Genomic DNA, 12,519 nt, shown 5'->3' on the forward strand with positions numbered 1-12,519 from the left:
ACATGAAAGCAGAAAACGAGAAGCTTCAGATCGTTTATGCAAATATCAGAGTTTGAATTTTAGATTAAGTTATTGTACACTATTCTAATCTATAATTCTAAAATATAATGAATACAAAATATTCTGATTTAATCAATCAAACCTATTACTTTCCACAAGAAGAATTTACTTTAAACAAAGATAATCTTCAGTTTCACAATATTGATTTGATGAAACTAGTAGAGAAATATGGTACTCCATTAAAATTTACTTATTTACCTCAAATTTCCAACAACATTAACAAAGCCAAAAGTTGGTTTCGTAAATCAATGGAAAAAAACAAATATGAGGCAAAATATTACTATTGCTATTGTACTAAAAGTTCTCATTTTGAATATATAATGAATGAGGCTTTTAAGAATAACATCCATATTGAAACGTCATCTGCTTTTGACATTAATATTGTTGAAAACTTATTGGCAAACGGTAAAATCAATAAAAGCACGTATGTAATTTGTAATGGTTTCAAAAGAGACCAATATATTGACAACATAGCGCGGCTTATTAATACGGGTCATAAAAATACGATTCCAATTATTGACAATTACGAAGAACTTGATCTACTTCAAGGTCAGATAAAGAGTAAATTCAAGATAGGAATTAGAATCGCTGCGGAAGAAGAACCTAAATTTGAGTTTTATACTTCAAGATTGGGAATTGGATACAAAAACATTGTTCCGTTTTACAAAAAAGAAATCAAAGAAAATAAGAAATTGGAACTGAAAATGTTGCACTTTTTTATCAATACAGGTATCAATGACAATGCCTATTACTGGAATGAATTAGTAAAATGTATCAAGGTTTACGTGGCATTGAAAAAAGAATGTCCTACTCTTGACGGATTAAATATTGGTGGTGGTTTTCCAATAAAAAACTCATTGGCATTTGAATATGATTATCAATATATGATTGACGAAATCATCAATCAGATTAAAATAGCTTGTGATGAAGCTGAAGTTGATGTTCCAAATATTTTTACCGAATTTGGTTCCTATACTGTAGGTGAAAGTGGTGGAGCTATCTACCAGATATTGTATCAAAAACAACAAAATGACAGAGAAAAGTGGAACATGATTGACTCTTCATTCATCACTACTTTACCAGATACTTGGGCAATTAACAAACGTTTTATCATGCTGGCAGTCAATCGCTGGAATGACACTTACGAAAGGGTTTTATTGGGCGGAATGACTTGTGACAGCGATGATTATTACAACTCCGAACAAAACATGAATGCCATCTATTTACCAAAGTATAATAAAGAAAAACCATTATATATAGGATTCTTTAATACCGGAGCCTATCAGGAAACTATAGGTGGTTACGGTGGCTTGCATCACTGTTTGATTCCACAGCCGAAACACATATTGATTGACAGAGACGAAAACGGATTTTTGGCAACTGAGGTATTCTCGGAGCAACAAACCTCAGAAGATGTCTTGAAAATACTAGGTTACGACAAGAAAAAATAAATTCACAATAATTCAATTAGTCAATTTAAAAATTCGTTAAATTTGAGATACTATTCTTAACGTGATGATTTTTAAGTATTTAAATTTTAAAAAATGAGCAAAGGACCAATCAGTCAGTTTATTGAAAAGCATTATTTGCATTTTAATTCTGCATCTTTAGTTGACGCAGCTAAGGCTTACGAACAACAATTAGCCAATGGTGCAAAAATGATGGTGAGCATGGCTGGAGCTATGAGTACAGCAGAGATTGGAAAGATTTTTTCCGAAATAATTCGTCAGGACAAAGTTCATATTATTTCTTGTACCGGTGCAAATCTTGAAGAAGATATCATGAATTTAGTAGCTCATTCTCATTATGAAAGAGTACCTAATTACCGTGATTTGACACCCCAAGACGAATGGGATTTACTGGAAAGAGGTTTAAACCGTGTTACAGATACTTGTATTCCGGAGCACGAAGCATTCCGTCGTTTGCAAAAGCATATTTACAAAATCTGGAAAGATGCTGATGACAAAGGCGAAAGATATTTTCCGCATGAATTTATGTACAAAATGTTACTTTCAGGTGTTCTTGAAGAATATTATGAAATTGACTTAAAAGACAGTTGGATGTATGCAGCTGCTGAGAAAAATTTACCTATTATTGTACCGGGATGGGAAGACAGTACCATGGGAAATATATTTGCATCGTATGTAATTAAAGGAGATTTGAAAGCTTCTACAATGAAATCCGGTATCGAATATATGGTTTTCTTGTCAGATTGGTATCCAAAAAACAGTACAAACGGTGTAGGTTTTTTTCAAATTGGTGGTGGTATTGCTGGAGATTTTCCAATATGTGTGGTACCAATGTTGTACCAAGATATGGAAATGCATGACATTCCGTTTTGGAGTTATTTCTGTCAGATTTCAGATTCAACAACCAGTTATGGTTCATATTCTGGAGCGGTGCCAAATGAAAAAATTACTTGGGGTAAATTAGACATTAAAACACCTAAGTTTATTATTGAGTCCGATGCTACCATTGTAGCACCTTTAATTTTCGCTTATTTATTAGATTTATAGAATATTTTATGAAAAGAGTAATTGTTGATTACGCAAAACTTACCAATGAAATTTTAAACCTATTGGTGGATAAATTTCCAGATGGTTATGATGATTCAAACATTATTAGTTTTAGAAACGCTAAAAATGAATTGGTTGAAGCAGTTGAAGTACGAACTGAAGACACTATTTATTTAGTAAAAGTGAGTACTAAACTTGCTGATAGAATTGAAAATTATGATGAAGATGACGAAATAATCATTGACGATGTTGTTGAACCAATTAAAGGTCTTGATTTAGACGACGATATTGAAGATGACGACGACGACGACGATGATGACGCTATCGATAAACCGGATTCAGATTCAGGAGATGATGAAGATGATGAAGATTCAGACGAAAAAGATTTTTCGGATGAAAATGATGACGAAGATGATGAGGATTAAGTAATCCCATTTTTAAATAAATTAGAAAAAGGAACTCACCAAACGAGTTCCTTTTTTTATTACTTTAGGATTCAAAATATACGCCAAAATGACAAATCAAATTTTACACGCCAAACTAAAGGAAAACTTTGGTTTTGAAAAATTCAGACCCAACCAAGAAGACATTATAAATTGTATTCTTTCCGGTCAGGACACACTGGCGATTATGCCAACAGGAGGTGGAAAATCAATTTGTTTTCAGTTACCCGCGCTGATTTTCCCAGGAATTACAATCGTAATTTCACCACTTATCGCTTTGATGAAAGATCAGGTAGATAGTTTAAAAGCCAATGGAATCGAAGCCTGTTTTATAAATAGCAGTCAAACCGAAGATGAACGGCAATTTTATATGGAGCGTTTAAAATCTAACGTAATTAAGTTAGTCTACATCGCTCCGGAAAGCTTGTCTTTTCTGGACAACCTTTTTAATAGTTTAATTATAAGTCTTATCGCTATTGACGAGGCGCATTGCATTTCGGCTTGGGGACATGATTTCCGACCAGCTTACACAAACCTAGGATATCTAAAAAACCGCTTCCCTTCTACTCCAATCTTAGCTTTAACTGCTACAGCCGATAAAGCTACACGTAAAGATATTAGCCAGCAATTAAATCTAATAAATCCTAAAATTTTCGTCGCTTCTTTTGACAGAAAAAATTTAAGTTTAGAAGTTCGTCCCGCTTTAGACAGAGTAAAACAAATTATAGATTTTATCCAAGAAAAGCCAAATGAATCTGGAATTGTATACTGCCTAAGCAGAAAAACGACGGAGGAACTTGCTGAAAAACTACAAAAAACAGGCATTAATGCAAAAGCGTATCATGCCGGTTTAGACAATAAAATTCGTTCCAAAACACAAGACGAATTTATCAATGATGACTGCCAAGTGGTTTGCGCAACCATTGCTTTTGGAATGGGAATTGATAAATCAAATGTTCGCTGGGTAATTCATTATAATTTACCTAAAAATATTGAAGGATATTATCAGGAAATTGGTCGTGCCGGACGAGATGGTTTGCCATCAGAAACAGTATTATTCGAAAGCTACGGCGATATGATTCAATTGCAAAAATTTGCTTCTCAAGGTTTGAATGCCGAAGTGCAACTGGCCAAACTCGAAAGGATGAAGCAATATGCTGATGCTTTAAGTTGTCGCAGAAAAATATTGCTTTCCTATTTTGGAGAATTGGTTACAGAGAATTGCGGGAATTGTGATATTTGCAAAAATCCACCTTTATTTTTCGATGGAACGGTTCTTGCACAAAAAGCATTATCGGCAATCATTCGGTTACAGGAAACGGAATCTTTACCCGTAATCATTGACTTTTTGCGCGGTTCAAAAAATGCTTATATTTATGAGAAAGAATACCAAAACCTAAAAACATACGGCGTTGGCACTGACCTTTCATGGTTTGATTGGAATCAATATTTAATCCAACTCATCAATTTAGGCTATTGTGAAATCGCTTTTCACCAACAAAACAAAATCAGATTAACAGCCTTTGCCAAAAAAGTTTTATTTGAAGGCGAAAAAGTACAATTGACCACCGTTCAAAAAATCAATATTGATAAACAAGAAGTCAAAGAAACGAAAAGCAAATCTACTGCAAATTCACTTTTTGAAACGTTACGAAAATTACGTTATGAAATTTCCAAAGAAGAAGAAGTTCCTGCTTATGTAATTTTTAGTGATGCGGCTTTACGCCAAATGGAAACCGAAAGACCTATGAGTGACCAGGAATTATTAGCGATTGATGGCGTTGGGAAAGCAAAACTGGAAAAATATGGAGATGCCTTTATAAAAGCTATCATTGATTTTCAAAAATCTAAAGTTGTTAGAAAAAAGAAAGAAGCCACTACCTACAAAGAAACACTGGAATTATATAAAAATGGATTATCAGTCGAGGAAATTGCTCAAAAAAGAAAATTAGGATTAAGCACCATCATATCTCACTTAGCCAAACTATATGTTGACGGAGCTGACATAGATTTGAATCCGTTTATCTCAAAAGAAGAAGTTTTACAAATTGCCGAAGCGCAAATAAAACTGGAATCACCAAATGTCTTGAAACCCTATTTTGATTATTTTGAAGAAAAAATAGATTATGGAAAAATTCGGTTAGCATTAGCCATACTCGAAAAAGAAAACGCAGTACTTTAAATCTTAATATGATACAATCCTTTCCACCTTTTGTGAATTATCAAACCGAAATTTTGATTTTGGGAACTATGCCAGGCATCGCTTCACTGGATAAACAAGAATATTATGCGCACCAAAGAAATCATTTTTGGAAAATAATGTACACACTGTTGGATAATTTACCAATCTCTGAAATTTTCGAAGAAAAAATACAATTACTACAAGCGAATAAAATTGGACTTTGGGATGTTTTAGAAAATTGCGAAAGAAAAGGAAGTCTGGATATTCATATCAAAAATCAAAAGGAAAATGATTTTGAAACGTTGTTCAAAGAATTTAACGGAATCACTACAATCATTTTTAACGGAAAAGAAAGTCATAAATACTTTCTAAAAAAATTTGGCCAAATAGAAGGCATCACGTATTATGTGATGCCTTCTACTAGCCCTGCTAATACAATGTCTTTTGAAAACAAATTGAAAATCTGGTCAACTTGTTTCAAATAATCTATAAATACCTTTCTTGAAAAACTTTTTGATGGTGTTTTTGATGACCAATTGTCACAAAACCTAATGCACGAACTGAAATTTCTTTATTAGAAGCAACCCCAATTCTTTTTAGTTGTTCATCTGAGAAGCTTTTATAAAGTAATATAGTAGATTGTCTTACTGCAGAAAATTCTGTCAACAAATCTTGAATACTTCTTTCGTTTGCATTCGTGTTTTCTACATAATCATTTTCTTCAAAACCGGGTAATGGTGTTTTATCATTTCTGGAAATTCGTAAAGAACGATAAGCAAAAATACGTTCCGCATCAATTAAATGTTGAATAATATCTTTAATTGTCCACTTTCCTTCTGCATAACGAAAACCAAATTTATCCATCGGAATATTTTGAACAAATTTGATGAAATCGTGCAAACAAATTTCTAATTCTTCAATCAATTCAACATTTGCTGCTGCTTGAATGTAGGTCGAAAAATGACCTGCATATTCGTTTACGGGTAATTGGTTTGAATTCATTTTTATTGGTTTAAATGTTAATACAATTTAAGGTTTTATTTTTTTAAGCGGAATTTCTACTCGCATTTGTATTTCCAAAAAGAGAACGGGTTACAATTTTTTCATAAACTTTTATTAAAGCTTCATCTGGCTTATCCTCTTTGTTTAATTCATTTATACGAAGTAGTGCGTATTGTTGTATTGTTAACAATGGCAATACAATACGCTCTCTTATTTGTATAGATGCTTTACCATCAGGGTAATTCTCCATTAGCTCTTTATGACCCGCAATTTTCAAAAGCAATCTTTTTGTTTCTAAAAATTCGTCATAAATTATTTGCCAAAAAGCACCAAATTGAGGATCTTTTTTCATGTAAGCCGTTAATGGGAAAAATGATTTTGCCAATGACATCATACTATTTTCTAACAAGGTTTTAAAGAACAAAGAATTGTCATATAAATCCTGGACTTTATCCCATTGATCCGTATCTTCGAAATACTTTAGAGCAGTCCCTACTCCGAAAAACCCGGGTACATTTTGCTTCAACTGACTCCAAGAACCCACAAAAGGAATCGCTCGCAAATCAGCAAAATCTAAATGCTCGGATTTACTTCTTTTGGATGGGCGACTTCCAATATTAGTTTTTGCATAATATTTCAACGTACTCATTTGCTCCAAATAAGGTATGAATTTAGGATGGTTTTTAAAACTCAAATACTTTTCATATCCTAAGCCAGCCAATTGATCTAAAATATCTTTTTCCTCAGTTGTCAATTCATTTTGTCCTTTACTAAAAACCTGATTAGTTACACCAGCACTCAATAAATTCTCTAAGTTATATCGGCATGAATCTAACGTTCCAAAATTAGAACTAATCGTTTGCCCTTGCACCGTAACCTGAATCTCATTATTTTCAATATTTGGACCCAATGATGCGTAGAATTTATGTGTTTTTCCACCACCACGAGCCGGCGGTCCACCACGACCATCAAAGAAAATCGCTTTTACACCATATTTCCTAGAGATTGCAGTAAGCTCCTCTTTAGCTTTGTAAATACTCCAGTTCGCCATTAAATACCCACCATCTTTTGTACCATCAGAAAAACCGAGCATTATAGTTTGCTTCATATTTCTATTGGTCAAATGTTCAGCATACGCAGGATTCGTATACAATTTCTCCATGATTTCATGCGCATTTTGCAAATCATCAACAGATTCGAAAAGCGGAATAATATCAACGGATGGATTTTCCCAATTACTCAAACGGAACAAAGCAAAGGTTTCCATTACATTCAACGCGCTTTCATTATTGCTTATGATATAACGGTTTGCCCCAAATTCTCCATTATTTTCCTGAATCGTTTTAATCGCCTGAATAGATTCAATCGTAGATTTGGTCATTTCATTTTCAAATGCATTCGAATCAAGATTACCTCTAACTTTAGACAATACCGAAAACTTTTCCTCTTCAGAAAGCTCATAATAATTCTTAGGAAAAACTAATGTATTTGAATTCGAATACAATCCCACTACATCTTTAAACACAGCATCATGTATCTTACTGTTTTGGCGAATATCTAAAGACGCAAAATGAAAGCCAAACAGATTCACTTTTATAAGAAGTCCGTCTATTTCATCTAAATATAAAGATTGATGTTGGTCAATTACTATCTGTTTTATTTTATTCAATTGGGATTTAAACTCATCCAAAGTGATAAAAATTTCACCTTTAGAATAAAAAACAGACCTGTAAAGTTTTTGTTCTAATTCTGTAACCAAAGCATCTACACCAGAGAAGGTTAACTTTCTTTTTAAATTTCTTATCTCTATGTAATAGCATTTCAAAATGGAAGTTCGCAAACGCTCCGCTACTTTCAAAGTAATCTCCGTTGTTACAAATGGATTTCCATCACGATCACCACCGGGCCAAAATCCAAGTTTAATCAATGGATTTTTTATCGAATTTCCACTAAAAATATTCTTTTGAAGATAATGTACCATCTCTCCGGAAGTTTGATAAAATACATTCTCAAGGTACCAGATTAAACTAACCGCTTCATCAAAAGGATTTGGTTTTTCATTTTGAATAAAAGGAGTTTTACCCAATTGAGCCAACAATTGCTTGATATCAAGTAAGTCATTTTTTCGGATAGCTTCCGTTAAATCATTGATAATTCCAAGAACAGCTCCTGGATAAAATTGCGTAGGATGCGCCGTCAAAACCGTTCTTACATTGAAATCCTCCAGAAAAGCAATCAACTCCTCTTCCTTGTCTTTAGCATCTGATTTTTCTTTGATATCCCTCAACGAACCTCTTCCTTCCATATTATTAACAACAGGAAAAGCAGCATCTTCAATAGCATCAAATAAAACGATTTGGCGTTCAATATATTGAATAAAACGAAACATCAAATCAATTTTATCCGTTTCTGAAGCACTATGCAAATATCTTTTAGCAAAAAAATCGACTATCTCCTTAGGAGTTTCCTGCTTTTTAAAACCAATTTCGCAAACATCTGTAAATAAAGGAAGTAAAACCCCAGTATTATCAATAGAATCGAAGGGTAATGTAATAAAAACACTATTATAAATGTGGTATTTCGAAAGAACGTCCTGATTGAAACGTTCAATTTTTGGCAGCGTGTACATAATCAGTTGTAGTTGGTTTAGTTAGTTAATTTGTCATAAAAAAACCCCAAGAATTAACTTGAGGTTATATTTATAATATAGCGCATTCAAGATTAATTACATATTTTTAAAAATAGTATGCATCAAGCGCTTCTTATCATTTATGCTTTCCTCAAGTGAGATCATAGTTTCAGTTCTGTAAACACCATCAATATCATCAATCATAAAGATAACATCTTTAGCGTGCTTCGTGTCTTTAGCTCTAATTTTACAAAAGATATTAAATTTCCCTGTAGTAACAGAAGCCACCGTCACAAATGGAATTTCATTAATCCGCTCTAAAACAAATTTTGTTTGAGACGTATTGTTTAGAAAAACACCAACATAAGCGATAAAAGAATATCCTAATTTATCATAATCAAGAACCAATGAAGATCCCATGATAATACCGGCATCCTCCATTTTTTTTACTCTAACATGAACAGTTCCTGCAGAAATCAATAATTTTTTTGCAATATCCGTAAATGGAACTCTTGTATTATCTATCAACATATCTAAAATCTGGTGATCTACTTCATCTAAACGAAATTTACTCATAATTCTTAAATTAATATTATTAATTGCTATAACAAAGCATAAAAATATACATAAAAACAACAAAAAGACATAAATATTATATTTTTATCATTCCGTTAACAAATTTTATGTTATTATCTAAATAAAAATCAGCTTTTTGATTTAATTTAGGAATATTATCCAAATCATCTTTATATAAAGCTCCTTTAGCATCGTATTCAAAATGACCAAAATAATTTTCTAAATCTCCTATTTGTGAAATATAGGCATTAAAACAAATCTGATTTTCAATTAACTCTTCTTTGTATTGTGATGCAAAATTGGTGATTATTTCAATACCATCATAATTTATTTTGATGTTTTTATATATAAAATCATAAAAAACGACTTTATTCTGAGAAATATTCAAATATTTCTTAATTCCGTTGCTAACTATATCGTTTTCGCAAAGTATGGTAAAACTCGAAATTAGCGCCATAAAAACATATTTACGCGTTTCTTCTCTTTCATAATCATTTGCAAAATGCCCCGCTTCAAACAATAAAGTAGGCACTCCTAAATATTGAAACGTATCTCCAATACAGTTTATATTAAATGAATCATCAAAACGGCCAATTTGATTTGGCAAATACTCCTGAAGTACATCATTTATGCTCGCAATCAAATTAATAGCCTTCAATCTGGATTCATTTATTTCCCGTTCTTCATTATAAGAAGGCGCTAAAAATGACAATGTAGCAGGTTTTCCGGTATCACTAACGCCAAAAATAGTACGCTGATCATGAAGATTAAAGCAATAATCCGGCACGAAAGATTCAAAAGCCTCTCTTAACAGCTTACTTTCTGGCTGCGTAAGATCTTGTGAATCGCGATTTAAATCAACTTTATTGGCATTTTCTCTTGTATATAATGTTGCGCCATCAGGATTCAACATCGGAATACTGAAAAAAGTAAATGCATTCAGTAATTGTTGTGCCAATTCCGAGCCACTATGCAACACATTTAAAAAGTCAATTAACGCTTTTGTAGTTGTGCTTTCATTTCCATGCATTTGTGACCAAAGGAAAATTTTAGTTTTACCTTCTCCGATTTCATACGAATAAATAGATTTTCCCAAAACTGATTTTCCAATAATCTGAAGCTGATTATTGGTGTTTAATTTCTGTAATAAAGGTTCAATCGAATCTAAAGCAATGTAACGGCCATGAATGGTTTCTTCTTTATATTGACTGAATAATTGTTCTAAATTCATGCTGTTTTATTTGATTTACAAAAGTAAACATCTTTGTATTTACATTTGTAAACGGCCTGAATTTAAAATATTTTAACGATGTAAACACTATTCTGCGCTTAACTCTAGTAAATCTATTTCTTATAATTGGCAATTGTCACCTATTAATAAAATTAACTACATGTATTTATTTATCAATATATTATATTGATTTATATGATTTTAAACTTTAAATAATTTAATCGTGTAAATGCTATTTACAGTTGTGATTTTGGTATTTCATTTTATTTTAATTACATTTGTAAATAGTTAATTTTTAATATTAATTTACAATGGTAAACATAGAAGATTTTATAAAAAGATTAGAAATTATACTGGATTACTACAGTTTGAATGCTTCTTCTTTTGCGGATAAAATTGGCGTACAGCGTTCCAGTTTGTCTCACCTTCTTTCAGGAAGAAACAAACCCAGCTTAGATTTTATCCTTAAAATATTAGACGTTTTCCCCGATATAGATTTGTATTGGATTTTGAATGGAAAAGGAAACTTTCCAAAAAATTCGGAAGAGTTTGATAAAAAAGAGAACAACGTTGAGCAAGTTGTAAAACAAAACATTCCTACTCCATCGAATACTGAAATAATTCCTGAGAATTTATTTTCGGAAATAAAAATCCCAAATCTGATTCCTGCATTGGAAATAAAAAAAGTTGAAAATCAAAACAGTACCAAAGAATCTTATTCTGGTGAAATCGATAAAATCGTAATTTTTTATAAAAATGGAACTTTTAAAAGTTATAATCCTGATTAAAAAAAAGAACCCCAATTCAGATTTCCAAATTGGGGTTATTCAAAAAAATATACTAAAAGGAAATTCTATTTTCTTAAAACAAAAACAGAAGTTACACCAGCTTCGGCTCTTACATTTATTGGAGCAAAATCACCCGAAGCCGCTGGGTAACTATACGTCAAAACTTGTCCACCTGCATTCAATCTTTCGGCAACGTAAATATAATTTGTAGTACTATCATACGCAACATCCACAGGATTTCCCAAAAGTGAATTTGGACCGTATACTCTCACTTGATTTGTTAAAGCAATTGTTCCTGCAGCTGTAGTTGAAGCAAAAACGCTAGAGAAATTTTTTATAAAAATTAATCCGCCATCAGTAGCTGAAGTTGCACTGGCAACATCCGTTAAAATCATGACATCATCTGAAGCTGAATATGTAATTCCATGTGTACGGGTTAAACCTGCAATAGTTACACGCTTTGTTGCTACAATAGTACCTGAAGCATTAGTCATAAAGTTCTTGAATTGAACAATATCACCTGTCAAATCAGCTACAGCGTACAAATCATTCCCATCCATGTGTATTCCCCAAAGCTTAAAATCAGTTATAAACGTTTTCATCAATGTAAAACCTACAGCGGTTTTTTGGTAAACGAAAAGTTTGTTAATCAAACCATTTGAAGCCAGTTGATCTTGAGCTACAACTACTACATCACCTGAAACAGCAGTTTCTCTGGCGTTAGTAAATTCGCCAGCCAGACTACTTAATGATAACATCAAATTATCGGTTCCGGCTGTCAGTGCAGTTTTCAATCCGGTATACGTTTCCAATCGATTATTGGTTCTTGAAGCTATAATAACAGCATCTGTATCACTATTATATGAAATCCCTTCTGCATCCAGTGATCCTACCGTAAATGATTTTACCATTGGAGTTGTAGCTAGTAGGTCTAAATAGGTGATTTTTCCCGAAGTATTACTTGAAGTAACCAAAGAAGCCTCTGCAGGAGTACTATCAGAATCGTTATTGTCGCATGAAGCGAAAAGTAGAATCAAAAAAGCGGAGCTAATAAATAAATTTTTCATAATAGTAATTTTTAGATATTCATAT

At 32.5% G+C, this 12,519-nt stretch carries 11 protein-coding genes; 6 read left to right on the plus strand and 5 right to left on the minus strand.

Annotated features, from left to right (window positions below; genetic code table 11):
- Window positions 1-107: 107 nt before the first annotated feature.
- From E0I61_RS14620 to E0I61_RS14640, 5 genes are all read left to right on the plus strand, one after another.
- Window positions 108-1,511, plus strand: coding sequence for a type III PLP-dependent enzyme domain-containing protein (locus E0I61_RS14620; RefSeq protein WP_132072318.1), 1,404 nt, complete (start codon window positions 108-110; stop codon window positions 1,509-1,511).
- 93 nt (window positions 1,512-1,604) lie between these two features.
- Window positions 1,605-2,576, plus strand: coding sequence for a deoxyhypusine synthase family protein (locus tag E0I61_RS14625; protein ID WP_073208830.1), 972 nt, complete (start codon window positions 1,605-1,607; stop codon window positions 2,574-2,576).
- Window positions 2,577-2,584: 8 nt separating this feature from the next.
- Complete coding sequence (locus E0I61_RS16345) at window positions 2,585-3,001, plus strand: DNA primase (RefSeq protein WP_165930235.1); 417 nt, start codon at window positions 2,585-2,587, stop codon at window positions 2,999-3,001.
- Between the two features lie 88 nt (window positions 3,002-3,089).
- Window positions 3,090-5,201 carry a DNA helicase RecQ gene (recQ, locus tag E0I61_RS14635; protein WP_132072319.1) on the plus strand — a complete coding sequence of 704 codons (2,112 nt, stop codon included), beginning with the start codon at window positions 3,090-3,092 and terminating at the stop codon, window positions 5,199-5,201.
- An 8-nt stretch (window positions 5,202-5,209) separates the two neighbouring features.
- Window positions 5,210-5,686: a DNA-deoxyinosine glycosylase gene (locus E0I61_RS14640; protein WP_132072320.1), complete on the plus strand. Its 477-nt coding sequence runs from the start codon at window positions 5,210-5,212 to the stop codon at window positions 5,684-5,686.
- Window position 5,687: 1 nt separating this feature from the next.
- On the opposite strand, the gene E0I61_RS14645 is transcribed toward E0I61_RS14640, so the two are convergent.
- From E0I61_RS14645 to E0I61_RS14660, 4 genes are all read right to left on the minus strand, one after another.
- Window positions 5,688-6,203: a DinB family protein gene (locus E0I61_RS14645; protein ID WP_132072321.1), complete on the minus strand. Its 516-nt coding sequence runs from the start codon at window positions 6,201-6,203 to the stop codon at window positions 5,688-5,690.
- A gap of 43 nt (window positions 6,204-6,246) precedes the next feature.
- Window positions 6,247-8,832, minus strand: coding sequence for a phosphoenolpyruvate carboxylase (locus E0I61_RS14650; RefSeq protein ID WP_131997938.1), 2,586 nt, complete (start codon window positions 8,830-8,832; stop codon window positions 6,247-6,249).
- A 96-nt stretch (window positions 8,833-8,928) separates the two neighbouring features.
- Window positions 8,929-9,408 carry an Lrp/AsnC family transcriptional regulator gene (locus tag E0I61_RS14655; RefSeq protein ID WP_072943262.1) on the minus strand — a complete coding sequence of 160 codons (480 nt, stop codon included), beginning with the start codon at window positions 9,406-9,408 and terminating at the stop codon, window positions 8,929-8,931.
- Between the two features lie 76 nt (window positions 9,409-9,484).
- Complete coding sequence (locus E0I61_RS14660) at window positions 9,485-10,639, minus strand: M14 family metallopeptidase (protein ID WP_132072322.1); 1,155 nt, start codon at window positions 10,637-10,639, stop codon at window positions 9,485-9,487.
- 311 nt (window positions 10,640-10,950) lie between these two features.
- Here E0I61_RS14660 and E0I61_RS14665 point away from each other — a divergent pair, with 311 nt between their 5' ends.
- Window positions 10,951-11,427 (plus strand): helix-turn-helix domain-containing protein, encoded by a 477-nt coding sequence (locus E0I61_RS14665; protein ID WP_132072323.1) that lies wholly within the window; start codon window positions 10,951-10,953, stop codon window positions 11,425-11,427.
- 65 nt (window positions 11,428-11,492) lie between these two features.
- Here the strand turns inward: E0I61_RS14665 and E0I61_RS14670 are convergent, their stop codons facing one another.
- On the minus strand, window positions 11,493-12,494 hold the full coding sequence (locus E0I61_RS14670; RefSeq protein WP_132072325.1) for a hypothetical protein: 1,002 nt from the start codon (window positions 12,492-12,494) through the stop codon (window positions 11,493-11,495).
- Window positions 12,495-12,519 lie beyond the last annotated feature (25 nt).

It is taken from the genome of Flavobacterium ranwuense (assembly GCF_004349315.1).
GTDB lineage: Bacteria > Bacteroidota > Bacteroidia > Flavobacteriales > Flavobacteriaceae > Flavobacterium > Flavobacterium ranwuense.

What these genes read in the sequence shown, in the direction of transcription:
- E0I61_RS14620 (WP_132072318.1), top strand. Translation starts at nt 108, where the DNA reads ATGAATACAAAATATTCTGATTTAATCAATCAAACCTATTACTTTCCA.
- E0I61_RS14625 (WP_073208830.1), top strand. Translation starts at nt 1,605, where the DNA reads ATGAGCAAAGGACCAATCAGTCAGTTTATTGAAAAGCATTATTTGCAT.
- E0I61_RS16345 (WP_165930235.1), top strand. Translation starts at nt 2,585, where the DNA reads ATGAAAAGAGTAATTGTTGATTACGCAAAACTTACCAATGAAATTTTA.
- recQ (WP_132072319.1), top strand. Translation starts at nt 3,090, where the DNA reads ATGACAAATCAAATTTTACACGCCAAACTAAAGGAAAACTTTGGTTTT.
- E0I61_RS14640 (WP_132072320.1), top strand. Translation starts at nt 5,210, where the DNA reads ATGATACAATCCTTTCCACCTTTTGTGAATTATCAAACCGAAATTTTG.
- E0I61_RS14645 (WP_132072321.1), bottom strand. Translation starts at nt 6,203, where the DNA reads ATGAATTCAAACCAATTACCCGTAAACGAATATGCAGGTCATTTTTCG.
- E0I61_RS14650 (WP_131997938.1), bottom strand. Translation starts at nt 8,832, where the DNA reads ATGTACACGCTGCCAAAAATTGAACGTTTCAATCAGGACGTTCTTTCG.
- E0I61_RS14655 (WP_072943262.1), bottom strand. Translation starts at nt 9,408, where the DNA reads ATGAGTAAATTTCGTTTAGATGAAGTAGATCACCAGATTTTAGATATG.
- E0I61_RS14660 (WP_132072322.1), bottom strand. Translation starts at nt 10,639, where the DNA reads ATGAATTTAGAACAATTATTCAGTCAATATAAAGAAGAAACCATTCAT.
- E0I61_RS14665 (WP_132072323.1), top strand. Translation starts at nt 10,951, where the DNA reads ATGGTAAACATAGAAGATTTTATAAAAAGATTAGAAATTATACTGGAT.
- E0I61_RS14670 (WP_132072325.1), bottom strand. Translation starts at nt 12,494, where the DNA reads ATGAAAAATTTATTTATTAGCTCCGCTTTTTTGATTCTACTTTTCGCT.